The organism is Hymenobacter gelipurpurascens (assembly GCF_900187375.1).
GTDB classification, from domain to species: domain Bacteria; phylum Bacteroidota; class Bacteroidia; order Cytophagales; family Hymenobacteraceae; genus Hymenobacter; species Hymenobacter gelipurpurascens.
On record NZ_FYEW01000001.1, the window covers coordinates 1,078,097 to 1,101,539 of the forward strand.

The following is a 23,443-nucleotide window of genomic DNA, read 5'->3' on the forward strand; positions in this document are numbered from 1 at the left end:
ACCTGATGAACCGTTCTGCTATGCTACCTAAAACGTTGCTGCTGTCTGCCCTGCTGCTTGGCTTGGGTGCCTGCCAGTCCAAATCTAATACGGCCGTAGTACAGGAACCCTCTGCCCCTGCCGTTACGCTCACGGGCAACACCTACGGCACGGCTATTACGGCAGCTGGTGCTCAGCCTATTGCCACGCTGCAGCAAGTGCTAGCCGATAAGGACTCTGCGCAGATCAAGCTCATCGGGACAGCCGATGCGGTGTGCCAAGCTAAAGGGTGCTGGCTGACCATTAAGACGCCTACAGGCCAGGATATGCGCGTCCGGTTCAAGGATTACGCTTTCTTCGTGCCCAAAGACATAGCCGGCAAACAGGTGGTACTCAACGGGTGGGCACACCGCGAAACCATTCCGGTGCAGGATCTGCAGCATTATGCCCAGGATGCCGGCAAGTCGAAGCAGGAAGTGGCCGCCATCACGCAGCCGGAACAGCAGCTGACCTTTGAGGCCGATGGCGTACTGGTAGTTGAGTAATACAGCAGGAAATAAAAATAAGAAAAGCTCTGGCCTTGCGTCAGGGCTTTTTTATTGCGCTGGCATTTAGCCTTGAGTGGCCTACGCGAGCTTTCCTAAGCTGCACAGTTGAAACGGACACCCGCTCAATTCGTAGCTTGCAAAACCATTGGCGCTAGGCCACCTGTTGCCCATGGCGTACGCCTCTGAGTTACCCAAGCCTCCTTTTCCATGACCGATATTCAGCAGCAGATAACCACCCTTACCGAGCGCCTGCACTACCTCAACCACCAGTATTACCAGCGCGACCTTTCTGAGATACCCGATCAGGAATTCGATCAGATGCTGGCCGATCTGGCGCGTCTGGAGAAAGAATATCCGCAATTTGCTCATCCGAACTCCCCCACCCAGCGCGTGGGTGGCACCATCACCAAGCAGTTTCCAACGGCGGAGCACCGCTTTCCCATGCTCAGCCTCGGCAACACGTACTCTGAGGCTGACCTGCGGGAGTTTGATGAGCGCGTCCGCCGCGGCCTGGAAGGGGCCGAAGTGGCCTACGTGTGCGAGCTGAAGTTCGACGGGGTAGCCATGAGCCTCACTTACCAGGATGGCCAGCTGACCCAGGGCGTAACGCGCGGCGACGGCACCCGCGGCGACGTGGTGACCAGCAACGTGCGCACCATCAAGAACCTGCCCCTGCACCTGCGCCCAACTCCCAACCAGCCCTCCGATTTTGAAGTACGCGGGGAGATATTTATGCCCCTGCCTGTATTTGCCGACCTGAATGCGGAGCGCGAAGCCAACGGCGAACAGCTGCTGGCTAACCCGCGCAATGCTGCCAGCGGCGCCCTCAAGCTTCAGGATTCGGCTTTGGTGGCTGCCCGCCGCCTGCGCTTCTATGCCTATTCGTTCCTTACGGCTGGCCGCGGCACTTTCCCTACGCATAGTGCTTCGCTGGAGGCGTTGCAGGCATGGGGCCTACCCGTTTCCGACACCTGGCGTCGTTGCCACTCATTGCAGGATGTACTGGATTTTGTGCACGAGTGGGACAAAAAACGCTTTACCCTGCCCGTCGCTACCGATGGTATTGTGGTGAAAGTCGATGATTTTCAGCAGCAGGAAATCCTTGGGTTTACCGCCAAAAGCCCTCGTTGGGCCATTGCCTACAAGTACCCCGCAGAAGCGGCCCGCACCCGCCTGCGCGAAATCAGGTACCAGGTGGGCCGGACCGGAGCCGTTACGCCCGTTGCCCTCCTCGACCCTGTACCGCTGGCCGGCACTGTAGTGAAGCGCGCCTCCGTGCACAATGCCAACCAGATTGCCGCCCTCGATTTACGCCTCGGCGATATGGTTTTCGTGGAGAAAGGCGGCGAAATCATTCCTAAAATTACGGGGGTTGATGGTAGCGCCCGCCCCGCAGATAGTGAACCGATTAAGTACCCAACTGCGTGCCCGGCATGCGGCACCCCACTTATTCGGCCAGAAGGCGAAGCCCACTTCCGGTGCCCCAACGACCGGGGCTGCCCACCCCAGCGCAAGGCCCGGCTGGAGCACTTCGTCTCGCGCAAAGCCATGAACATTGATGGCCTGGGAGCAGAAACAGTGGGCCGCTTCTTTGATCTGGGACTGGTAACAGACGCGGCCAGCCTCTATGCGCTGCCCGCTAAAGCCGCGGAGCTGGCCCAGCTGGACCGCATGGGCGAAAAATCGGTGCAGCGCCTCCTCACTGGCCTAGAGGAAAGCAAGCAGGTCCCCTTCGACCGGGTGTTATTTGGCCTAGGCATTCGATATGTAGGCGAAACGGTGGCCGAAAAACTGGCGGCTCATTACCGCTCCATGGAGGCAATCAGCGCAGCAACTGCTACCGAACTGGCCGCCGTGCCGGAAGTTGGCGGCGTCATTGCTGAGTCGTTAGCCGCGTGGTTTCAGGAAGACGATAACCTGGCCCTGGTGAGTGGCCTACGGGCTGCCGGAGTGCAGTTGGCCCTCACAGGCGAGGCGCCCCAAGCCGTCAGCGACCGGCTAGCGGGACTGACGTTTGTGCTTTCGGGGGTGTTTGAGCAGCATAGCCGCGAGGACCTGCAGCAGCTTATCCAGCAACACGGCGGCAAGGTAACAGGCAGCATCAGCAAGAAGCTCAGCTACCTGGTGGCCGGCGACAAAATGGGCCCCGCTAAACGCGAAAAGGCGACCGAGCTGAAAGTGCCCATCATTTCGGAAGCCGATTTAATGGCCATGCTGCCCACTGAAACAAATGCCCCAGTGGCCGCAGAGGAGGAAAGCACCAGCACCACTCTCCCATCCGAGGATTTCTCCCCCGAAACTTCTTTGCCAGCCAAACCTGTTACTGGCCAAGGTCAGCAAGGCTCGTTGTTTTAGTCCCACGGTTCTTTTTCGCTTGCGAAGAATGGTGCAACCCATCGTCTAGGCCACTCTCGCAAAGAGAAGGTTGCTTTGCTCTATTTAGATCACTTTTCTTTTCCTAAGACTCCCATGCTCCGCTACATAACTCTGGCTACTGCCTTGCTCCTGGGTGCCACCTGCTCCGTGCACGCCCAAACGCAGCCCACACCCAAGCCTGCTCCTACTGCTGGCGCTGTCGTCCAGGGTGCGCCGGCCACTACGCCGCCAGCCGTGCCTATTGTGCCCGTTGATGAGGTTAAGAAGGCGCTGACACAGCCCGAGGTCGTCCTGCTCGATGTTCGCACTCCCGAGGAATATGCCACTGGCCACCTCCGCAACGCCCAAAACCTAGACTTTCGCTCCCCCGATTTTGCGTCTCGTGCGGCCTTGCTAGATTCTAAGAAAACATATGTATTGTACTGTGCTTCTGGCAACCGCAGCAGCAAGGCAGCTCTTTTGCTACAAGGAAAAGGCTTCAAGAATGTCGTGAATGCCGGTGCTTTCCAGACGTTGAAAGAAGCCCAGCTGCCTACCGAATAAAGGCAAGCTCACTTGATCAGCTTTTTCCTCTAAAGCTCTCTAGTTCACGCTGGAGAGCTTTTTTTTGAAGCTTCCCTCCTCCTTAATCTTTTCCATATCCTCTTCGGTCAGGACGCCTACGTAGAAGGGAAAGCTGTGCGTCGCGACGCTGCCATGCCCGTCGGAGGCCATAACCAGCAGTCGGTAAGCTCCTTTTTTGGTGGGAGCACGCAACAGGGCCTCTTTCGCATCGGAACGTAAAACCACTTCTTTCAGAGGCTCCGGGGCTGTGCGGTCCTGGGGTAGCACGAAGTTCTCGTCTACATCTTGCACCACCTCCCACGTAAGTTTCAGTGGGTCGCCCTCGGGGTCGGAGGCTTCAATGGTAGCTAAGTAGTGGCCACCGGGCCGAAGGGCGGCGCTGCAACTATCGACTTGCCCGCCTAAGCGCAACTCGTGCAAATGCGGCGCTTTATTAGCCACTTGTTTACCGGTCCATAAGTAGTGAACCATATCGGCCACCGCGGTCTTTTCGCCTTTTTCCGTGAACAAGCTAAACCACATCGATGTCTGCTCGAACCGTTGGCCCCAATACAAGGCATAAGAGCCTAAGCACTTATCCGGTTCGCCTAACACACTCTTCTTGAAACGCTTGCGAATGAACTCGGCCTTGGCATTACTGCTTTGGTCCAAGGGAGCAAGCCAGCTCGTCTTGGGCGCTTCCCACCAGCCCCGTGCTCCGTATTCTCCTACTATATACGGGCCGGTCCAGCCATCCTTTTCTAGATATTTCTTTATCTGACCCAAAGGACCAAATACATTCACTGTCAATACATCCAAATCGGGGCAGAACTTACGCACGGCAAATACCATGTTGAAATTGCCTGTAAGCGTGGTAGTTACCGGATGGTATGGATCCAGTTCATGAATCATGCGCACTATTTCATTCAGCACCTGAAAGGACCGGGGGTTGAAGGTGTGGTTATCCAGTTCGTTGCCCAGGTTCCAGATCAGCAGGGCCGGATGGTTGCGGAAACGCAACACCTGCTGCCGGATTTCTTCTTTTTGCTGGGCCACTGCCTTTTGGTCGTAGTAGTCAAAGTCTTCATACTCCGGCTTCATCCAGAGGCCTAGCATCACGGTGAGGCCTTGCTGATGGGCCTTATCCATAATGGCATCAGCATAATTGGTGGTGTAGAGTCGTAGCGAGTTTCCGCCTAGTTCGCGCACCCGCTCTATCTGTTGTAGTCCCGCCACCCCTTTTATGCGATAGGGCTTCCCGCCCCGCAGGAGCTGATAACCGGCTGGTGTCTTTACAATCTGTACCGGTGACACTTCAGGGGGAGGCGAGGCAGCCTGCGTTTCCATTTTGTGGTTGGATGACTGACATTCCAAAAGGAACAGGCACATGCTCATGCATACATACGACCACTTTATAAGGCAATAATTCATAACCGTGGACTAAAGAATACACAAACCAAACTTGTGAATTTTACTTTACTAATTTATGCATAAACTAATTTTTATTTGTATTATTTATAATCATATTACAAATCGATACGATCTACAGCACAATCGGAAAGCACGCTGGCTTTACTCTTGTGCTCTACTATGATAGTCAATCACACCATGACTATGAATGTTACACTGCCTCTGCAAACCCATAAGCCCAAAGGCCAGCTACCTCCTGCGGTTTCCCAGCCCGTTCGGAATGTGCCAGCGGCCTACGTGCCTCGGATGCGGGTGCTGGTGATAATTGGGGTGTTGCTGATGGTGCATTTTATCTGGTGGTTTGCTGATGATGACCACATCGGGTATGCCCCCTTGTTCTGGCTCCTGACGGTATCCTTGGGCTTCAAATGCCTGAAAATGCTGCACGAGTGGTACCATTACATTCAGGTCAGCGAGCCAGTAGCGCCAGCTACTTCCGGCCACCAGCAGTACACCGTAGATATGCTCACTACGGCCTGCCCCAGCGAGCCACGCGACATGATTGTGGACACCTTGCGGGCCATGCAGGCCGTTACGTACCCCCACACCAGCTACCTCTGCGATGAAGGCAACGACCCGTATCTGCGGCACGTGTGCGCCGAGCTGGGCGTAGTGCACGTTACGCGCCAACTGAAAGTGAATGCCAAGGCCGGCAACATCAACCATGCCCTGCAGCAGGCGACCGGCGAGCTATGCGTAGTGCTGGACCCCGACCACGTGCCTACGCCCGACTTCCTGGACAAGGTGGTGCCCTACTTTGCTGACCCTACCGTAGGCTACGCCCAGGTGGTACAGGCCTACAGCAACCAAGAGGAAACCTTGGTGGCGTTGGGTGCCGCCGAGCAAACTTATCAGTTCTATGGCCCCCTGATGATGGGCATGAATACCTACAACACAGCCCAGTCTATTGGCGCTAATTGCACTTTCCGCCGCGCCGCCCTCGACAGTATTGGGGGGCACGCAGCCGGCCTCACGGAGGATATGCATACGGCTATGTGCCTGCATGCCGCCGGCTGGAAATCAGTGTATGTGCCGGCCATTGTGAGCAGGGGGTTGGTGCCGGCCTCGCTGGCGGCCTTTTTCGCGCAGCAGCTCAAGTGGGCCCGGGGCAGCTTCGATTTGCTGTTCCATGTATATCCGCGCCTATTCACGCGCTTTACCTGGCGGCAAAAGCTACACTACGCCACGTTACCGCTGTACTTTTTTTCTGGGGTCATCACGCTCATTGATATTGGGGTACCTATTGCGGCCCTGATCATGATCCAGTTTCCCTGGCACTTGTCGTTGGGCGAGTTTGCCTTGCACATGACGCCGCTGCTGCTGGTGTCGTTGCTGATCCGGTACAACGCCCAACGGTGGCTGCGGGAACCCCATGAGACTGGCCTACACCTTGCCGGCGGCTTTCTGCGCATCGGCACTTGGTGGATTTATTGCCTAGGCCTCTTATACACTATCCTCGGGGTGCGGGTGCCCTACATCCCGACCCCCAAAGAAGGCTGCGGTGGCAATGAGTGGCAGCTCAGCCTGCCCAATATTGCCTTGGCGGCTCTATCCGTGGGGGCCGCCCGCTACGCTCATTATCTGATCCAGACCCCTTACGCGCTGCTGATGATGGCGTTGGCCATGTCTAACGCCGCTTTCCTTATGGTATCGGTGCTGATGGCCCAGCATGACCTGCTCAGGAGCCTAAAGCACTTCGTTAACTCCAAGCACTGGGTGCAAAATATGTTGCAAAAGGTGGAGCACTGGCTGACAGAGCGCACAGGAGCTGTTTTACCCCGCTTCCGCACAGCAGCGGTATATGTGGCCTGCTGCCTGATTACGGCGCATGCATTTTTAAGCGTGGGCGTCGAGTTCTGGCGTCACCACATCACGCCCTCGGCCTCTCTCATCTGGGCGCACACCGGCGAGGGTGGCCTACGCATAGGTCATAACGAAGCCCCCTCCACTATCTGGTCGGCATCTGTTAGATCGGCTTCTCAAACAGCCAGCCCAATGGCTCCGGCAGTTGTCGAGCTTTGGCTGACCCCGTCTGTTGCTCCGCAGGTAGAGCCAGCAGTCCTGGAGCAGCTAGACGCGCAAGGCAGCCTGCCCCTGCTCAGTTGGGAAGTAAAACCGGAATCTGTGGGCTCCTCCGAGTGGCAGCGCAGCGTAGATATTCTCAAGCAGCACAGCAAACCCCTGTTGCTGCGGCCCATCATCAGGGCCACAAACCCTGCCGCCTACCGGGCCGCATGGCAGCAACTGGTGACAAGCTTCAAAGCCTCGGGCGTCTCCGGTCCTGCCTGGGTCTGGACCCCGCCCCGGCCCGATTCAGTAGCCGCGTACTTCCCAGGCTCGGCCTTCACTGATTGGGTTGCCGCTGACTACCTCTCCCTGACTCCGGCCACGCTGGCCGAGATAAAAAAGCCCTACACTTCGCTTCGCCTGCAACTGGCCGAGCGTGCCGAGCTGAATAGCAAACCGATTTTTATGCTTGCCCTGGCTCAGCCAGGTCTTAACCAACAGGCACAGGCTAAGCGCTTGAAACAACAATATCCTGAAGTAAAAGCCCTCATTTTAGGCTCGCCAAAGGCCCAGCAAACCGAGGTGGTGGTGCTTAACGCTCAACCTGGCCTACAGCCCTAGTCACCGTTTTTTGGCTCCAAGTGGCCTAGTACCTTACAAAAAGAAAGGGCTACCCGAAATACTTCGGGTAGCCCTTTCTGCTGCTATAGAGTGGCCTAGAAGCTCTGCACAATGCTGTTGTGCAGCGTGCGGGGGCTCCAGTAGCCGCTGGCAATAATGCGACGGATAGTGTACAAGGGGTCCTGCTGGTCGCGCTTTTCCGCCAGCACAAAGGCCGCGTCCATGCCGCGCTTCTTCAGCTCCGGAATAGCTTCGGGGTTCCACAGCCCGAAGGGATACGCGAAGTAGTTGATCTTCTTGCCCGTGATTTCCTCCAACTGCTTGGTGGGCTTCTCAATCTGGGTCACCCAATCATGGCCCTGGTATTTCTTCACGTTGTGGTGGTCCCAGGTGTGAGAGCCGATGATGTTGCCTTCGTCGGAAAGCTGCTTTACCTGCGCCTTGCTCATGTAGTTCGGGCGGCCCAGGCTCACGGTCATGATGAAGTACACGGCCTTGTAGCCGTACTTATCCAAGGTGGGCTTTGCCACAGTGAACTGATCGAGGTCGGTGTCGTCGAAGGTCAGCATGATGGGCTTGCTGGGCAGCGGCGCGCCGGTCGTCAGGTAGGCGTACAATTGGTCGGGCAGGATAGCATGGTAGCCGGAGTCGGCCAACATCTTGATCTGGGCCTTAAACTGCTCCACCGGCACGATATAGTCCTTGGCACCCTTAGAGTCGCGCGGGCGCCAATCCCGGATCTGGTGGTAGCACAGAATTGGCACCTGAGGACGGGCCGTGATGGTGGCCGCATCGGCGCGCTTGCCGGCCGGAATAGTAGCGGGGCTACCCGTGTTTCCGGTATTGGCCGCCGTGGCCGTACCAGCCGTGGTAATGGTAGCGGTTTCGGCAGAGTCGGCGGCAGTGCCGATAACGGCGGAGGCCTGCTGGTTTTCAGAAACTGCGGCCGATTTGGAGTCGTTGCAAGCGGGCAGCGTGAGTGTAGCAGCCAGAGCAGCGGCAGCCATCAACGGAGAAGCGAAAGATTTCATGGGGGGCATTAACACGGCGGGCAGCTGCCGCAGACTAGGAAATTTAAAGCAGGAAAGAGAGCCTTCGCGGCGGGTGTTGTACCTTCGTCACTGACTCTTCCAGTCACAAAACAACAGCTTCTTTCCCGCATGAACAAACTCCGTGGTACGGGCGTCGCGCTCGTTACGCCCTTCACCCCCGCCCCCGACCACGCCGTAGACTATGCGGCCCTTCGTCGCCTCGTCGATTTTACCATTGAAGGCGGAGTGGAATACCTGGTAATCAATGGCACTACGGCCGAGTCGCCGACCATTACAACGGAGGAAAAAGCGGAAATTCTGCGTGTAGTGCGCGAACACACCGCCGACCGGGTGCCGCTGGTATACGGCATCGGGGGCAACGACACGGCCGGTGTAGAGCAAACCATCCGCAGCACCGACCTCACCGGCATCACGGCAATTCTTTCTGCCAGCCCTTATTATAATAAGCCAAGCCAGGCCGGAATAATAGCGCACTATGAGCGCCTGGCCGACGCCGCGCCAGTACCGATTATTCTGTACAACGTGCCCGGCCGCACGGCCTCCAACCTCACGGCCGCTACCACGCTGCGACTGGCCCAACACGAAAATATCATCGGAATTAAGGAAGCCAGCGGCAATGTAGAGCAGTGCCAGCTCATTGCGGCCCACAAGCCGGAAGACTTCCTGCTGATCAGTGGCGACGACATGCTCACGACTTCGCTTATCAGCTTCGGGGCCGTTGGCATCATCTCGGTGCTGGCCAATGCCTTTCCGCGTCGCTTCTCCGACATGACCCGCCACGCCCTGGCCGGCGACTTCAAAGCCGCCAGCAAGCTTCTCTTCGACTTCGTGGACCTGAACCCACTGATGTATGAGGAAAGCAACCCAGTAGGCGTGAAAGCTGCTCTTGAAGGCCTAGGCCTCTGCTCCAGCGCTGTACGCCTGCCGTTGCTAGAAGCTTCTGAGAACCTAAAGTCGCGGGTACAGAAGCTGCTGTAGGCCAGTCAACAAGGCATTTCAGTAATGTCTTGTCATTGCGAGGAGGTACGACGAAGCAATGACAAGACATTACTGAAATGCCTTGTCATTGCGAGGAGGTACGACGAAGCAACCTGTCCTTGTCGTTTAGAATACATCTAAAAAAACGTAAGCCTTTACCTCCTGGTGGAAGTAAGGGCTTTTCTGTCGGCCAGCAGTCGGCGTAATGGGAAGGAAAGATTGCTTCGTCGTACCTCCTCGCAATGACAAGGTAGGTTTAGGCCATTGGGGCAACCAACTGGTCTACCAGCCACTGGCCAGCACATCGGCCACGTGCAGCGTTTTGATGGGCTTCTTCTCGCGGCGGATGTAGGCGTCGAGGTGCATGAGGCAGCTCGTGTCGGTGCTGATGATGTACTCGGCACCGGTGGCCAGGGCATGCTCTACTTTCTGCTCGGCCATGGCTACCGAAATAGCCTCGAACTTCACGGCGAAGGTGCCACCGAAGCCGCAGCAGGTTTCCGTTTCGGCCATTTCCAGGCGCTCTAGGCCAGGTATAGCATCCAGCAGTTGGCGCGGCGCCTCCCGGATGCCGCACTCGCGCAGCGCAGAGCAGGAATCGTGGTAGGTGTATTTGCCCTGCAGGCGGGCCTTCGGAATGCTGCTGATGCCCAGCACATCTACCAGGAACTCGGTCATCTCGAAGGCGCGACGCTGCACGCCGTGGTAACGGCCTGCTTCTGGAGTACCTTCGAACAGATCGGCGTAGGTATTGCGTACCATCCCGATACAGGAGGCCGAAGGGCTCACGATGTAGCGCTCCTGCTGGGTCGGGAAGTCGTCGAGGAATTTACAGGCGACTTCGCGGCTTTGCTCCTTATAGCCCGCGTTGTAGGCCGGCTGGCCGCAGCAGGTTTGGGCAGCGTTATAATGAACCTCACAACCCACGGCTTCCAGCACTTTCACCATGTTCATGGCAGTTTGTGGAAACAGCTGGTCTACGAAGCAAGGAATGAACAGATCAACAGCAGGCATAGCGAGGGGAATAGAACGTCATTCGGCACTAGGGCCGCACCAGGCACTGGCCCAGAAGCCAAGGCTGCTTCCTAGGCCAGTGCCCCATGACAAAGTACGGTTAATGCGCCGCAAAAATGCGCTGATTCCACTGTATTGCGTCAGCTAAAGCCTCCGTCTGCAGGTTTGGCGCCTCCCCTACCTGCTGGGCAAATTCCAGCAGGCGCTCGGTGGGCATGTTGCCCGTGAGCTGGTCGGTGGCCATGGGGCAGCCGCCGTAGCCGCCCAGTGCGCCATCGAAGTGGCGGCAGCCAGCTTCGTAAGCCGCCTGCACTTTTTCATGCCAGCTATCGGGGGTGGTATGCAGGTGCGCCCCGAAGCGGATGTGCGGGAATGCGGCCGTCAGCTCCCGGAAAGCCGGACTGATGGTAGCGGGTGTAGAGGCCCCAATGGTATCGGAAAGGGCCACAATGGTTACGCCCAAGGCATCGAGCTTTTGCGTGAACTGGCCTAGCACCTCCGGGCTCCATGGGTCGCCGTAAGGGTTGCCGAAGCCCATGCTCAGGTACACCACCTGCTGTTGGCCGGTGCGGGCGCACAGCTCCTGCATGCGGGCTACATCATCGAGGGCCTGCGCAATGCTTTTGTTGGTGTTGCGCTGCTGAAAAGTTTCGGAAACAGACAGCGGAAACCCGATGTATTGAATCTGGCTGTATTGAGCGGCCGTTTCGGCGCCGCGCAGGTTGGCTACAATGGCCAGCAGGCGCGTATTTGACTGGCCTAGCTCCAGCCTGTCCAAGACTTCGGCGGTATCCGCCAGCTGCGGAATAGCCTTCGGCGACACAAAGGAGCCGAAATCAAGCGTATCAAACCCAACGCGAAGTAGCGTGTTCAGGTAGGCCACTTTATCGGCCGTCGGGATGAACGTAGGCCACCCTTGCATGGCATCGCGCGGGCATTCGGTGAGGTGGAGCATGGAGGTGGGCGGGTTGGTTGGGGCCGTAAAGGTAGAAGTCAAGCTGCTAACTGTCCTCACCATTCCCTACACCCTGCTCAACAAGCCGCAGTACGCCCAGAAAACCAGAAGGAAGCAAACACACTGGTTCATTTACGCTCAGGAAGCAGGAATCAGGAACACCGGTTCTTCTGGCCGAACTAGTCGGTTGCCGCTGGGGTTACTCCTATTATCCTTTCTTACTACCATACTCCAGTACATGCTGCACCGCCTTCGTGCCCTGCCTGCCATTCTTCTCGCTCTATTGCTTACTGCCTGCAGCCAAAGCCAGACGCTGCAGGGAATCTTTCAGAAATCCACTCCCCACGAAGAATATGCCCGCCGGCTCCGGCAAGCCCGCCTAGATGAAACGGCGTTGGGCCGCGACTGGCTGCGGGCCGCCGACCAAGCCCTGCACGATTCCCTGACCATCACGCTGCCTTTTCAGGAACGGGGCTTTTTTCCGGCTGATCGGGCTTCGGCGGTTGGTTACCGCTACAAAGTGCGCAACGGCGAAACTATTCATGTCAGCCTTAAGCTGGCGCCCGGCACCGATGCCCGCGTGTTTCTGGATGCCTTTGAGCTGCGCCCGTCGCAGCCCAAGCCGCACTTGTTAGCCTCAGCCGATACCACCGATTTATCGTTTCGCTACACCGCCGACAGCGACCAGCAGCATGTGCTGCGAGTGCAGCCGGAGCTGTTGCGCGCGGGCCGCTATACCCTGCGCGTGCTGCGCGAGCCCAGCCTGAGCTTTCCGGTGCGGGGCAAGAACGATGTAGCAGTCGGCAGTTTCTGGGGTGTAGCGCGCGACGGTGGCGCCCGCCGCCACGAGGGCATTGATATTTTTGCCAAGCGTGGCACGCCAGCCATAGCAGCGGCCAACGGTTTCATCACGAGAGTAAACGAGACGCCCTTGGGTGGTCGGGTGGTGTGGCTGGCGGATACCGAGCACGGCCAGCACCTCTACTACGCCCACCTTGATAAGCAGCTGGTGCAGCCGGGCCAGCAAGTACGTATTGGTGATACGCTGGGTCTGGTGGGTAATACGGGTAATGCCCGCACCACTTCGCCGCACCTGCATTTTGGTGTGTACCGCGGCGGCCATGGCGCCGTAGATCCATTTCCGTTTGTGCGGCGGGCCGATGCGCTGCCGGCCGCACCTGTGGCTGCACCCGAGCGCCTGGGCCAGTGGGTACGGGCCAAGGATGCTCGCCTAGCTGTGCACCGCAGCCCGGCTGCCAAAAGCGCTACCATCGGTACTACCACCAAACCCACGCCCCTGCTCGTGCTGGGCGTAACAGCTGATTGGCTGCGAGTACAACTGCCCACGGGCCGGACGGGCTTTGTGGCGGCGCGCACGGTAGGTACCGCGGCCCCTTTACGCCAGGTGGCCCTGCAGGTAGCCGCCGATTTGTACGGTTCTCCCCAAAAGAGTGCCCCCGCCCTCGACTCGCTGCCGGCCCAGACGACAGTGGCCGTTTTGGGCGAGTTTAGCGGCTACCGCCTCGTGCGGCGGGCTAATGGCCGGGTAGGCTGGCTCGCACCTGCCGCCTAGGCCAGTGCCGCAGGTGGGCTACGCAAGAAAATCAGTACGGCCTGGTCTAACTTCACCCATTATTCATGCATGCACCCCTAGGTTTGCAACGGTGATTGGAGTAAAACGCGGTGCAACTTTCCTGCTGGAAGCTGTACCGCGTTTTCTGGTTTACAACCAACAGTTGTAAAGCCCCACTGCTTGCCCATAAAAAAGCCCGGCTAGCGCACTAGCCGGGCTTTTTAAGAAAAGTAGCCTTCCTTATTCCGCGATAATAACGGCGCGGCTCATCTTTTTAGAATAGGCAAGGCGCCGCTCACGACCATCGGCACCGGGGTAGTCGAAGCCAACTGCTTTTGTGTCGGCTTTCACGGAGCTCCAGGATTGCGCATCCACGTTTTCGGGTTGCACAGATGTCTTAGGAATGGCAGGCTGCACAAACCGGTCGTCGCGGAAGAAAGCGTTCATGCCTTGCAAAATGGCAATTTCCTTGTCGCGTACGGTAGCCCCCTGCGGATCGGCCAGGTCACGCTCATTGATGAGGGCCGAAGCGGGTATCACTTCCTTGCGGAGGGTATCGCCAGTGCTGCTCAGGATGATGAAGTTAGCCTGCGAGGTCGCAATTTTAGGTCCGCGCAATTGCAGGATAAAGTTGTCTTTTGCCTTCGTATTGGAGAAGTAGTGCGTGGTATTTACCGTGCGCAGCACCGTACGCTCAGATACGCGCCCCCGGTTGCCCTCAGGAGCAGGCGTAAATACTTTTTGGGCATTTTTAGAAGTACCTACTTCCCGCTCAGTATTGATGCAGGAGGAAGTATAAACCAGCAATAAGGCGCAGGCAACAGGGAGTACAAGCTTTTTCATTAAGGGGAAGTCAACCATCTTTCAGTTCGCCAAAGTACGAATCCTCCCGACGGGTATTGATGAGGAGTCGAGTGGCCTAGCCATTTTTGTACCACAACAGCTTGGATAAACTGTGTTTCGCACTCAATAGCAACGGAGTGTTCAAAAAAATAAAACAAAGCAGACGGATAGTGGAATGCCTGCTTAGCCCCAGAAGTGCCTCTTTACAAGACAATTTTAAGGCATCATACGAATACTCTTAGGCTCGTGTTTATCCATTCGGCGGCGTTTGGCACTTAAAATTGCTTTTTTTCTGTAGCCTGCACATTCTTTTTTTCCTGAAACTCATTTAAAACAGGCCTAGCTCCAGGCCCGCTGCCCAGCGCGGCAGTTCGGGGTAGCTGGCAGGTGCCGTTCCGGAATAGCTATTGGTGAGGCGGTAGTGGACTATAGCAGCATACCGGTTGGAGCCCAATCGTACGCCCACCCCAGCGGGCCAGCGGTGCAGATAGTTCAGCCCGCGCTCGTGTACTACGGTTCGCGAAGCACTTGGCGCCCCCGGCCGGTCCTCGTAGGCATGCGCCGTTCCGATTACCCAACCGCCCCAGCCCGTAAGGTCTATATAGTGGCCTACCACGTTACCGCGCCGGCCAAAATTCAGGCGCACATAGGGCTCAAGTAGGGCTTGGTGGAGCACCAGCGCTTCGGAGTAATGCTGGGCGGTCGTCGGCAACAGTTTGGCAGCAGACTGCTTCAGCGAGTAATTCAGGCGGGCATATCGCAGATCGAACCCCGCCGCCGTAGCCTGAGACAACCTGTACTTTTGGCGCACACCCAATGAGAACTCTGCCGACCTGAATGCATGCAGGTCTGCTCCTGCCCCGTTGGCCTTACCAACTACCGGCGTATAACTCAGGAACAAATGCCGGAAAAATGCCCGGTTAGGCCCGTAGGTATCCCTGAGAGTATCCTGACTGGTATTCGAGCGCAGCAAAACGCGCTGGGCGTGGGCGGCCGGGGCCGTGCCCAGAGCAGCTAGGCCACCGGCAATCAAGGCCGCATAAAATAGCCTCATAGAGCTGGATATATTTGAGTGAAGCCCCGGTAAAACACGCGCAGCACATCGCCAGGACGGAGCTGCTCCATGGGCACTCGCAGCGCGGCTCGCTGGTTTACTTCCAGCACCTGATAGCGCCGCAACACGCCCGCGGCATCCATGATGTGCCAATAGAGATACTCTGGTGCAGCCGGGCCGGCTACCACCGGCTCCGAATTAGCCACCATGCGTGGCTGTTGCGATACCTCCTTGCCGAGTTTTGTTGCGGCAGGTTTGTCGGCGTCAGTGGAGACGGCCACCACGGAGTCGGCGTAGAGCGGAAGCGTGCGGGCCGGAACCTGGGCAGCTTCCAGCCGGATAATAACCGCCACTGCGGAGTCTTGGCGTACAAAATCAAACGTAGCGGCAGGTGCCTGGGCTGGCTGCGTAAACACGGCGGCCCGTGGCACGCCGTAGCCATGAGCATAGTCGAAATACGGATAAAGATTTCCCGCCTGCTGGATTTTATGGAATAGATCCATCACCGGCAGATTGCGTTGCTGCTGCAAAACGCAGGCTGCAAACCCGGCCAGTAACGGGCTTGAAAACGAGGTTCCTTGGGTGCGCACGTAGCCACCAGGCGCGGCGGCCAACACCGTTGCGAACGCAGAAACGTTCGGCTTCAGGCGCTTATCGGCAGTGGGTCCATAGCTGCTGAAATCAATGTGCAGAAACGTATCAGGATCAATGCCCCCTACGGCCAACACCGAGTCGCCATCCGCCGGAGTCCCTACCGTGCGCCATTGGGCATCGTCGCCGTCGTTGCCAGCGGCATTCACTACTAGAATTCCTTTGCGCACCGCCAGCGCCGCCGCTCGGGCTACCAGGCTGGTTCGTCCGTTCATCTGCTCCGGGAAGTAGCGGCGGGTAGTATAGCCTAAGGAGGAATTGATTATGTCAGCCCCATTGCGGTCAGCCCACTCGGCCGCGGCCAGCCACGCCAGTTCTTCGCCATACCGTTCGCGATACATTTGCTCGGTGCGCGCCAGCAGAAACTCCGCCTTAGGGGCCAGACCCAGGTAGGTGCTATCGGGCAGTTGGCCGGCTATGCACGAGAGCACCTCGGTGCCGTGGGAGCCCCCCCGATACACCTGGGGCGTGTTTTTCAAGAAATCGTAGGTCCCGACAATGGCTTTCTGCCGCCGCAAATGCGCAAACGCCACATGCTGATCAACTGCATTGAAGCCTACATCGAAAATGGCAATGCGTACTCCCTTTCCCTCAAGGCGACTCTGCCGAAACTCCTTCGCCCCAAGGCTTTCCGTCTGACGACGCGCCAACTGCCGGTCGGCTGTGGAGAGCTGTATGGAGCCTCCGGCCAGGGCAGCAGGCCGGGCAGCGGGCAGCAAAGGCGCCACTATTAATGCCTCTACGGAACGCACGCCGGGCAGCCGCCGGAGTGCTGCAACTTGTGCTGGGGTAGCCCGGCAGGCTACGGCATTAAACCAACGGCTCACCAGCAACACCGAATCTACTTGCTGCCTTATACCCGCCACGTAGTCGGGGCGCACCGGAAAATCGGTGCTGTCGCAGGCAGGCAGGTGCTGCCGGTGCCGCCGGTCCTGGGCGGGTTTGCTGAAGTAAGTAGCGGGCGAAAAATGCTGCCCGGCTTTATCGCGTAGCACCACCCAATACTGGCCTAGCGCAGGCGGTGGCCCAGCAACCTGGCGGGACTGCCCGAATACGTTGACCTGGCTTCCCGACAAGAGGCCCGCTACCAGCAACCATTTCAGGGGCAATAAAGACACAAGGCGAGGCAAAGGCAGAATAGGTAACACCGTTTAAAAGCAGGAAATCAGCCGTGCAAGGTACGCCAAAGCGGGCCACCGACGCCAAGTGAATATTGCTCCAGCATGCATATATCTGTACAACCACCTTCCAATTAAAGCGGTTTAGCGCATGATATATCTCTTAGGCTGTCGCACGCACTTATACACCGCTTTCGAAACTACTATAGCACGTTTCAGCATACTGAACTTGCTGCCGTAATCCATCCTATGGCGACTCTCATCGGCATGTTGGGCAAGCTGCAACTCCTTACTTATCAGCATTTCAAGAAATACATGACTTGTTTGCAAGTATCATTGTTGGAGTAAAACTGCTGAATTTCACAACTCCGGTTTAGGCACAAACTACATTACTAAACAATTGACAGCTAGGCAATTCATTGATATTTACGTCCCACTTAATACAAAAACCTTTTGTATAGCAGTCTATTATTTCAACCATTCTTGCATCAGAGATATTTCCATCTGGCAAACTCATGATAGGACTTCAACCCACCATTTGAATTTGAAACTCTCAATCACTCAGAGGTATCATATACTCCGGATTTGTTACACGGAGCTTTTACCTAATGTTCTGTAGAATATCCGGTAGACGGCACAAGTCCTTTCAATTTGTCATTTCAAGGTTTAATTCTTTTGCTGACAACAGAATTTATATGCATTGTTCGACTAATGAAAAAATACATCGATACTTCTCATTAAAATGCGTCATACTTATCAATGGTGATAAGCACAGGTTATTGAGAGAAAACTGCGTTTTTATCATTTAATAGGCATATTTCACATAATACACTACCCATAACGCAACAGTTGTGAGTGACATGCAGGAATAATTATGAGATAATTGGTTAAAAACGCGTCAACATTATTTGACCTGCAAGCGTTTTTATTACACCTTTGAAAAATCATTTACTTTAAATACAACCTCATGGCTGCCCCTGATCTAAACAAGCTCCAGCAAATTCTGGCAAATGCAGAAGAAAACGAAATCGTAATCGGCCAGATTCGCAAGAATATGTCGAAGGTTGCGGAGCTGATTGCTGAAGTAAATACGATGCTGGAGCCGGGCTTTAAGCCTGAGCGTAAAGAGCGTAAGCCTCGTACTGCTTCTACTGGCACCGGTAAGCGCCCAGGTCGTCCGCGTAAAAGCGACACTCCCGCTTAATTATATTTGCACCACTAAAAAAGGCCCGACGAGCAGATTGCTCGTCGGGCCTTTTTTGCTTTCGTTAAGTGGCCTAGGTTTCTTTTCGCTTTCATATTCTTAATTACTGAGTCAGCCCTGCTTGCCTTTCTCATTATAAAAATCCCGCATTGAAAGCATTGCTAGCCAACCTATTGAAAGAGTGATTTCAGCAAGCAGAATACAAGGCTATACATTTTGCATTTACACTTCGGGCTCGTTGCCTAATGTAAATTCCATAATACTCTCCCACTGCTGGCCCGTATGGCGGAACAGCTGCATGCTACTTACTATAAAGTGCGCGCTGTAGGTGCGTTGCGCAAACTCCTGCTGCAACAGGGGCACCTGGGCTACAGGCAAGTCACGAGTAGCCAGCGTCATGTGGGGCGTAAACGGCCGCGTTTCGGGCTGTATGGCTGGCAGCTGATGGGAGCACCATTGCTGGAGTTCCGCCTGAAACTGCTGGAGCCGGACCGGTTGCGCCACGTGCACGAAAAGCGTGCGTTTTCCGAACCAGGCAAAATTGTGCAGGCCTACCGCAAAGGCCGACTGAGCTGCGGCAAATTCCTGGAGCGCTGCAGTGGCTGCGGCTTCAAAGTCGGCGGGTTGCCGGGTAGGTGGAATCAGGGTGATGTGCGGAGGCAGGCGAATGGCGTTTCGGCTGCCGGTGCGCTCATGTATCTCCTGCTTCAGGGCCCACACATGGCCTAGCACGGGCTCGGGAGGCAGCACGGCAACTAAGTACAGATTCATAGTGCTTGATGAATGGCCGATAGTAAGAAGTCCTTTCCCCTACGCTGGCCTACACTTCCGGGATATTGCATGCAAAAATTGAGGCCGGCTCCTGAACCATTGTGAGATTCAGAAACCGGCCCCGAGTATTGGTCCGCAACGGCCCAGAATGCCTGCCAGACAGGCCTAGAGGCCGTACTTGCTGAGCAGATAGATAAGTGCGGCCATACTGGCACCGCCCAGCTCCAGCTCACGGCGGTTTACTTTATCAAACGTATCGGCGGCGGTGTGGTGAATATCGAAGTAGCGCTGGTCGTCGCAGTTGTAGCCGATGAGGGCTTTGGCCTGACCTTTCAGCGGGCCGATATCGGTGCCGCCATGACCCGGCGTGATATCACCGCTGCCGTAGGGCACGAACAGGGGCTCCCACTGCTGCACTTTGCGCACGGTAGCCGGGTCGGCCTCAATACTGAAGCCCCGGGGTGTGAAACCACCGCCATCTGACTCCATGGCTGCGAGGTGCTTTTCCTGGGCAGCTTTGGCCAGCTCGGCGTACTTATTGCCGCCGCGGGTGCCGTTTTCTTCGTTCATAAAGAGCACTGCCCGCACGGTGCGCTCGGGCCGTAAACCACTTGCCTTCAACAGGCGCAGCACTTCCATGCTCTGCACACAGCCGGTACCATCATCATGGGCGCCCTGCGCGAGGTCCCAGGAGTCGAGGTGGCCGCCAACAGTGATGATTTCATCGGGATATTTTGAGCCCTTGATTTCGCCCACTACGTTGTAGCTTTTCACTTCGGGCAGGGTCTGGCAGCTCATTTCCAGCTCTACCGTCAGGTTTTTATCGGCTTTCAGGAGTTGGCTTAATTCGTCGGCGCCGTTGGTGCTAAGGGCCGCCGCGGGCACCTGGGCTACGCCGTCTTCGTAGCGCATGGTGCCGGTGTGCGGGAAGTCGTCGTGGGCCAGGGAAAGGCTACGAACCAGGGCACCTACTGCCCCGCGCTTGGCCGCCTCGGCGGCTCCACTGCGGCGCTGGTCGCCGGCTTCGCCGTAGGCCCGGCCCGTTTCAATGTAAAGCGGGTTCATGGGGCGGTTGAAGAACACCAACTTTCCCTTCACCTTATCGGCGGGCAAAGCGGCTAGTTCTTGCAGGCTTTGCACCTCAATCACCTGAGCCTTTATCTTGCCATTTGTGCCGACGGAACCGCCCAGGGCACATACGTTCAGGGAAATGCCTTTGCCTTTCGCGCCCCTAACCTGGGCTTTTTCCTTGGCTCCGCGCACCCAATGTGGCACCATCACTTCCTGCAGATACACGCGGTCGAGTCCCATTTTTTCCATGGTGGTTTTGCCCCACTGCACGGCCTGCTCAGCCTGGGGTGAGCCGCTGAGCCGGCCCCCGATGCGGCCGGTTAGCTCGCGCAGGTTTTCGTAGCTCTGCCCACGGGCCAGAGCCTCATCGTAGATTTTGCGGATGTTAACTGAGTCAGTGGCATTTACACGAGCCGACTGCGCCGCAACGGTGAGCGAGGTAGCGGGCAAAGCCGCGGCTAGCAGCAGCGAGCGGCATAAGGAGGGAAAGCGCATAGGGAAAGTCAGGAAGGAGTACGCGGGCAAATGTGCGCAATAGAAGCGAAAATGCCACGCAGGTTGCAAGGAAGTGGCCTACGAAGCCTTTCAGGTAAGTGGACTACTGGCCTAGAAGCAGCCTCGGGAAGGCGTGGTGGTAACGGGCATAACGCCAATAAATTCTGGGGTTACATAAGGCGTGAGCGGCACTACACTATCTAAGAACAATGGCCCGATGCGCAAGTCCCCGGCCACGGTGGAGGGCAGCGCCAGGGTAGGCTGCTCACACAGCCGGTCGTCGGTGAGGCTGGCTTTAAACAGGCTGATGGTGGAGGATTTAGCCTGAGAAGCGGCAGCATTGGTAAGGCCATACAGGCGCCCCCTTGCATCACGGGCCAGGGCCGTTTCGTAGTCCAGCAAGCCATTCGGGAAGGCGGCGAGCTGGCGGGCGCGCACTACGTTTCCTTGGCTATCAATTTGGTATAGGGCCCGAACCTGCTGGGTAGAATTTGGGGCCGCCGCCAGCACCACGGCCAGATCGGTGCCCTCGGTGCGCGCCACTACATCGGCCAGATAGGCCTGGAGCTGCAGAATACGGGAGATGATGGTGGCACCGTCGGCTGAAACCTGGGCCTGCATGATGCCCCGCGTTTCCGTCCACCACAGCTGGATAACGCCCGTGGGCAGGACGTGCATGTATAAGCTGGGCGGGTACGGATACGGGGATGCCGGCGCCGTGATGCGGCGCGCCCACTGCATTTCGCCCAGAGCATTCAGCTTCAGTAGAGAAAAGTCTTTTTGCCGTTGATAGTCGCCGGTCAGCACGGCATAGCCACCATCGGGGGTAGCTGCCACCACAGGTGAGGAGCAGATCGACGACATGTTGTACTGCCAGCTCCACTGAATGGCCCCCGACGACGACACCTTCAGCAATCTAAATTCCTGGTCGTAGCCCGAAAAGCTCTCCGCTATGGGCAGGAGGAAGCCTCCGTCGGCGGTAGGCAAGGGCGCTGATATGGGGCGGGAAGTCAATTGCTGATAAGGCAAATAGCTCATCCGTTGAGTCCAGGCCAAGCCGCCCTGCTCATTGAGCCTAACCAGCACAAGATCCTGCCTAATAGACCCCACCAGCAAGCCACCTTGGCCCGGGCTACGAGCAAACTGCACACCCTCAGAACCGCCAATTTCATAGTTATGCGCCCACTGCACTGCGCCGGACGTATCGAGTTGGGCCAGAATTACTCCGCTGGCGGCCTCCGGAGAATAGATGGCCTCATCGGTTCTCGATGTCAGCACCGCCCACAGAGGATCCTGCTCCGTTTGGCCGGCCGTGAGTAGCAGCGGACTGCGTGGAAAGGAGCCTGAAACGGCACCCAGGAGCTGCTGGGAGCCAGGAGTTTTGGCAGGCGCCGGATCGGGATCTGGCTCAGCGTGTTGTCGGCAGCCAGCGCCCAATAGCAATAGGCCTAGCACACTTACCGCGTATAATTTTCGATACATAACAGCCTCTATATTTCTAGTAATTAAGCCTTGACAGATACACTAGTTGGTAGCCCCATAACGCCGGGCCACGGCGGTAGCAGCCTGAGCAGAATCCTGCGGAACCGTGACTTCCAGCAGATAATTGAACTCATCATCACCGACGGTCGGCACCGGGCGTGGGGCGCCTAGTGCCTCGGCCGTTTCCAGTATAGTGTTGGAGTGGCCTACCACCAGCACCGCGCGCCCGGCATACTCGCGCCGGATGCGGGTGGCCAGAGCGGGTAGCTGCTTGGCGTCGTAGGTCTGAATGGGTAGCTGCAGCTCCTTAGCCAGGGGCTCCGCCGTGGTACGCGTGCGAACCGTATTGGTGCTAAAGATGGCGACTATTGCCTTGTCTTGTAGCTGATCACGCAAGGCTACTGCCCGGCTTTGTCCAAGAGTAGTCAGAGCGGGGTCGGCGAGGCCAGGGGTGGTGTCTTTTTCGGCGTGGCGCACTACATAGACGGTGGTTTTGCTAAGCTTCGCGGTGCTGCAGCTCGCTAGCAGGCCGAGCAGTGGCAACAGGCACACCAGCAGGTTCAGGATCTTTTTCATCGGGGAGACAAAAGGTGGTTGTACAAGGGAGTGGCCTACAGAGAGTCCGTAGGCCACTTAGGTAGTTAGCGAAGGCTCAGAATCTGTTTTAACTCGGCGTCTGTCACCGTCAGCAGGCCTACTTTGGGCAGGCGCTCAGTGAGGGTGCGCCAATTGGGGTCCTGCTTGAAAATGGGCATCAGCATCTTGATGGCGGCCGGCACCTGCTGCTTGTTGGCCAGACTGATGGCGTGCCAATACTTCATTTCCAGGTTCTGCGGGAAGAGCTTTTCGGCCGCCTGATATTCCCGAATGGCGCCGGGCACATCGTTCTTTTCCACGGCCAAGTCGCCGGCGTTCATGTGCTCATAAGCCCTGTGCAGGCTCAGCAAGCGGCTCAGCTCCTTCAGAGGCTCGGCGGCATCATCCACCCGCAAATCAATCAGGCGGTCTTCCCAAACCCCCGCGCCGGGCTTGGCGCGCACCACCAGCAACGCCGCCGACTGCCGGCCCCGGATGTCGCCGCCCGCCGCCTGGGCCGCTTGCAGCGCCGAAACCACGCGTTCGGCAAACGGCAGCTTGGCATTCTGCTCGTAGGCCTTCTGCATGGCCGCCGGCACCGTGTTATTCAGCATCATATTCGACTGCACCGAAAACTGATTTCCCTGGCGGTGCCCGGCCATATCAATACACTTGGCGCCGGTGTGGGTAGCTACCCGGCCCTGGTTGTCGATAATGGCCACTTGCCGTACGTCGCGGCCTTCATCAGTGCGAATGAGTTCATCCAGAGCTTCCTGGGCCGATTTGCCGGCTTTCAGCAAAGCCAACCCTCGCGGCCCGAAAGACTTGTTGGTGAAGGACTGCGTAGCCACGGCGCCCACGCCCGCCTCGGCCCAGCTGACCGAAGTACCCACGGAAAACCAGTGACTTTGCACGGCCACGGCCATGTCGCCGGTTTGGGGGTCGCGGGCCACAATAGAGTAGGTATGCGCCAGCGGATCGGTGGTGGTATATACCTGGGCCGCAGCGGGGCGCAACAGGCCTAGCACTGGCAACAGGCAGAGCAGAATTCGTTTCATGCGG

The 23,443-nt window shown here is 57.2% G+C and carries 19 protein-coding genes; 7 read left to right on the forward strand and 12 right to left on the reverse strand.

The genetic code is table 11. From position 1 onward, the window contains the following. Positions 1-5 precede the first annotated feature (5 nt). The 3 genes from CFT68_RS04590 (at position 6) to CFT68_RS21905 (ending at position 3,446) form a co-directional block, all read left to right on the forward strand. Entirely contained in the window at positions 6-524 is a 519-nt protein-coding gene (locus CFT68_RS04590; RefSeq protein ID WP_245815276.1) for a DUF4920 domain-containing protein, read from the forward strand. A gap of 210 nt (positions 525-734) precedes the next feature. Beyond that, positions 735-2,882, forward strand: coding sequence for an NAD-dependent DNA ligase LigA (gene ligA / locus CFT68_RS04595; protein ID WP_088842229.1), 2,148 nt, complete (start codon positions 735-737; stop codon positions 2,880-2,882). A 114-nt stretch (positions 2,883-2,996) separates the two neighbouring features. Beyond that, complete coding sequence (locus CFT68_RS21905; RefSeq protein WP_212590362.1) at positions 2,997-3,446, forward strand: rhodanese-like domain-containing protein; 450 nt, start codon at positions 2,997-2,999, stop codon at positions 3,444-3,446. A 39-nt stretch (positions 3,447-3,485) separates the two neighbouring features. Here CFT68_RS21905 and CFT68_RS04605 read toward each other — a convergent pair whose 3' ends face one another. Further along, entirely contained in the window at positions 3,486-4,793 is a 1,308-nt protein-coding gene (locus CFT68_RS04605; RefSeq protein ID WP_170934695.1) for a glycoside hydrolase family 2 TIM barrel-domain containing protein, read from the reverse strand. A gap of 243 nt (positions 4,794-5,036) precedes the next feature. Here CFT68_RS04605 and CFT68_RS04610 point away from each other — a divergent pair, with 243 nt between their 5' ends. Further along, positions 5,037-7,544, forward strand: coding sequence for a glycosyltransferase (locus CFT68_RS04610; protein ID WP_245815277.1), 2,508 nt, complete (start codon positions 5,037-5,039; stop codon positions 7,542-7,544). Between the two features lie 95 nt (positions 7,545-7,639). Here CFT68_RS04610 and CFT68_RS04615 read toward each other — a convergent pair whose 3' ends face one another. Continuing rightward, on the reverse strand, positions 7,640-8,575 hold the full coding sequence (locus tag CFT68_RS04615) for a polysaccharide deacetylase family protein (RefSeq protein WP_088843673.1): 936 nt from the start codon (positions 8,573-8,575) through the stop codon (positions 7,640-7,642). Positions 8,576-8,704: 129 nt separating this feature from the next. Between CFT68_RS04615 and dapA the strand changes: the two genes are divergently transcribed. Continuing rightward, positions 8,705-9,574 carry a 4-hydroxy-tetrahydrodipicolinate synthase gene (gene dapA / locus CFT68_RS04620; RefSeq protein WP_088842231.1) on the forward strand — a complete coding sequence of 290 codons (870 nt, stop codon included), beginning with the start codon at positions 8,705-8,707 and terminating at the stop codon, positions 9,572-9,574. Positions 9,575-9,856: 282 nt separating this feature from the next. Here dapA and CFT68_RS04625 read toward each other — a convergent pair whose 3' ends face one another. Beyond that, the gene (locus CFT68_RS04625; protein ID WP_088842232.1) at positions 9,857-10,588 is read right to left on the reverse strand and encodes a (Fe-S)-binding protein; all 732 of its coding nucleotides are present in this window, start codon (positions 10,586-10,588) and stop codon (positions 9,857-9,859) included. A 100-nt stretch (positions 10,589-10,688) separates the two neighbouring features. Beyond that, positions 10,689-11,543, reverse strand: coding sequence for a hydroxymethylglutaryl-CoA lyase (locus tag CFT68_RS04630; RefSeq protein WP_088842233.1), 855 nt, complete (start codon positions 11,541-11,543; stop codon positions 10,689-10,691). A gap of 238 nt (positions 11,544-11,781) precedes the next feature. Between CFT68_RS04630 and CFT68_RS04635 the strand changes: the two genes are divergently transcribed. Beyond that, complete coding sequence (locus tag CFT68_RS04635; protein WP_170934696.1) at positions 11,782-13,116, forward strand: M23 family metallopeptidase; 1,335 nt, start codon at positions 11,782-11,784, stop codon at positions 13,114-13,116. 240 nt (positions 13,117-13,356) lie between these two features. On the opposite strand, the gene CFT68_RS04640 is transcribed toward CFT68_RS04635, so the two are convergent. From CFT68_RS04640 to CFT68_RS04650, 3 genes are all read right to left on the reverse strand, one after another. Next, the gene (locus tag CFT68_RS04640) at positions 13,357-13,959 is read right to left on the reverse strand and encodes a hypothetical protein (RefSeq protein ID WP_088842235.1); all 603 of its coding nucleotides are present in this window, start codon (positions 13,957-13,959) and stop codon (positions 13,357-13,359) included. Between the two features lie 328 nt (positions 13,960-14,287). Beyond that, positions 14,288-15,013 (reverse strand): hypothetical protein, encoded by a 726-nt coding sequence (locus tag CFT68_RS04645; RefSeq protein WP_088842236.1) that lies wholly within the window; start codon positions 15,011-15,013, stop codon positions 14,288-14,290. Beyond that, complete coding sequence (locus CFT68_RS04650) at positions 15,010-16,782, reverse strand: S8 family serine peptidase (protein WP_170934697.1); 1,773 nt, start codon at positions 16,780-16,782, stop codon at positions 15,010-15,012. The genes CFT68_RS04645 and CFT68_RS04650 overlap by 4 nt, the downstream gene beginning before the upstream one ends. A gap of 967 nt (positions 16,783-17,749) precedes the next feature. On the opposite strand from CFT68_RS04650, the gene CFT68_RS04655 reads away from it, so the two are divergent. Continuing rightward, a complete protein-coding gene (locus CFT68_RS04655) occupies positions 17,750-17,986 on the forward strand; it encodes a hypothetical protein (RefSeq protein ID WP_088842238.1) in 237 nt (78 codons plus the stop codon). Positions 17,987-18,208: 222 nt separating this feature from the next. Here CFT68_RS04655 and CFT68_RS04660 read toward each other — a convergent pair whose 3' ends face one another. The 5 genes from CFT68_RS04660 to CFT68_RS04680 form a co-directional block, all read right to left on the reverse strand. Then, entirely contained in the window at positions 18,209-18,757 is a 549-nt protein-coding gene (locus CFT68_RS04660) for a 2'-5' RNA ligase family protein (RefSeq protein WP_088842239.1), read from the reverse strand. Positions 18,758-18,922: 165 nt separating this feature from the next. Then, the gene (locus CFT68_RS04665) at positions 18,923-20,323 is read right to left on the reverse strand and encodes a M20/M25/M40 family metallo-hydrolase (RefSeq protein WP_088842240.1); all 1,401 of its coding nucleotides are present in this window, start codon (positions 20,321-20,323) and stop codon (positions 18,923-18,925) included. Between the two features lie 111 nt (positions 20,324-20,434). Beyond that, the gene (locus CFT68_RS04670; protein ID WP_141106447.1) at positions 20,435-21,805 is read right to left on the reverse strand and encodes a PQQ-binding-like beta-propeller repeat protein; all 1,371 of its coding nucleotides are present in this window, start codon (positions 21,803-21,805) and stop codon (positions 20,435-20,437) included. 42 nt (positions 21,806-21,847) lie between these two features. Further along, positions 21,848-22,381 (reverse strand): SixA phosphatase family protein, encoded by a 534-nt coding sequence (locus CFT68_RS04675; RefSeq protein ID WP_088842242.1) that lies wholly within the window; start codon positions 22,379-22,381, stop codon positions 21,848-21,850. Between the two features lie 65 nt (positions 22,382-22,446). Continuing rightward, the gene (locus CFT68_RS04680; protein ID WP_088842243.1) at positions 22,447-23,439 is read right to left on the reverse strand and encodes a DUF1028 domain-containing protein; all 993 of its coding nucleotides are present in this window, start codon (positions 23,437-23,439) and stop codon (positions 22,447-22,449) included. Positions 23,440-23,443: the final 4 nt, after the last annotated feature.

Excerpts from the sequence above, each read along its gene's own strand:
- CFT68_RS04655 (WP_088842238.1), top strand. The coding sequence starts at position 17,750 with ATGGCTGCCCCTGATCTAAACAAGCTCCAGCAAATTCTGGCAAATGCA.
- dapA (WP_088842231.1), top strand. The coding sequence starts at position 8,705 with ATGAACAAACTCCGTGGTACGGGCGTCGCGCTCGTTACGCCCTTCACC.
- ligA (WP_088842229.1), top strand. The coding sequence starts at position 735 with ATGACCGATATTCAGCAGCAGATAACCACCCTTACCGAGCGCCTGCAC.
- CFT68_RS04635 (WP_170934696.1), top strand. The coding sequence starts at position 11,782 with ATGCTGCACCGCCTTCGTGCCCTGCCTGCCATTCTTCTCGCTCTATTG.
- CFT68_RS04630 (WP_088842233.1), bottom strand. The coding sequence starts at position 11,543 with ATGCTCCACCTCACCGAATGCCCGCGCGATGCCATGCAAGGGTGGCCT.
- CFT68_RS04610 (WP_245815277.1), top strand. The coding sequence starts at position 5,037 with ATGATAGTCAATCACACCATGACTATGAATGTTACACTGCCTCTGCAA.
- CFT68_RS04625 (WP_088842232.1), bottom strand. The coding sequence starts at position 10,588 with ATGCCTGCTGTTGATCTGTTCATTCCTTGCTTCGTAGACCAGCTGTTT.
- CFT68_RS21905 (WP_212590362.1), top strand. The coding sequence starts at position 2,997 with ATGCTCCGCTACATAACTCTGGCTACTGCCTTGCTCCTGGGTGCCACC.
- CFT68_RS04640 (WP_088842235.1), bottom strand. The coding sequence starts at position 13,959 with ATGAAAAAGCTTGTACTCCCTGTTGCCTGCGCCTTATTGCTGGTTTAT.
- CFT68_RS04660 (WP_088842239.1), bottom strand. The coding sequence starts at position 18,757 with ATGAATCTGTACTTAGTTGCCGTGCTGCCTCCCGAGCCCGTGCTAGGC.
- CFT68_RS04605 (WP_170934695.1), bottom strand. The coding sequence starts at position 4,793 with ATGGAAACGCAGGCTGCCTCGCCTCCCCCTGAAGTGTCACCGGTACAG.
- CFT68_RS04665 (WP_088842240.1), bottom strand. The coding sequence starts at position 20,323 with ATGCGCTTTCCCTCCTTATGCCGCTCGCTGCTGCTAGCCGCGGCTTTG.
- CFT68_RS04615 (WP_088843673.1), bottom strand. The coding sequence starts at position 8,575 with ATGAAATCTTTCGCTTCTCCGTTGATGGCTGCCGCTGCTCTGGCTGCT.
- CFT68_RS04590 (WP_245815276.1), top strand. The coding sequence starts at position 6 with ATGAACCGTTCTGCTATGCTACCTAAAACGTTGCTGCTGTCTGCCCTG.
- CFT68_RS04680 (WP_088842243.1), bottom strand. The coding sequence starts at position 23,439 with ATGAAACGAATTCTGCTCTGCCTGTTGCCAGTGCTAGGCCTGTTGCGC.
- CFT68_RS04675 (WP_088842242.1), bottom strand. The coding sequence starts at position 22,381 with ATGAAAAAGATCCTGAACCTGCTGGTGTGCCTGTTGCCACTGCTCGGC.
- CFT68_RS04670 (WP_141106447.1), bottom strand. The coding sequence starts at position 21,805 with ATGTATCGAAAATTATACGCGGTAAGTGTGCTAGGCCTATTGCTATTG.
- CFT68_RS04645 (WP_088842236.1), bottom strand. The coding sequence starts at position 15,013 with ATGAGGCTATTTTATGCGGCCTTGATTGCCGGTGGCCTAGCTGCTCTG.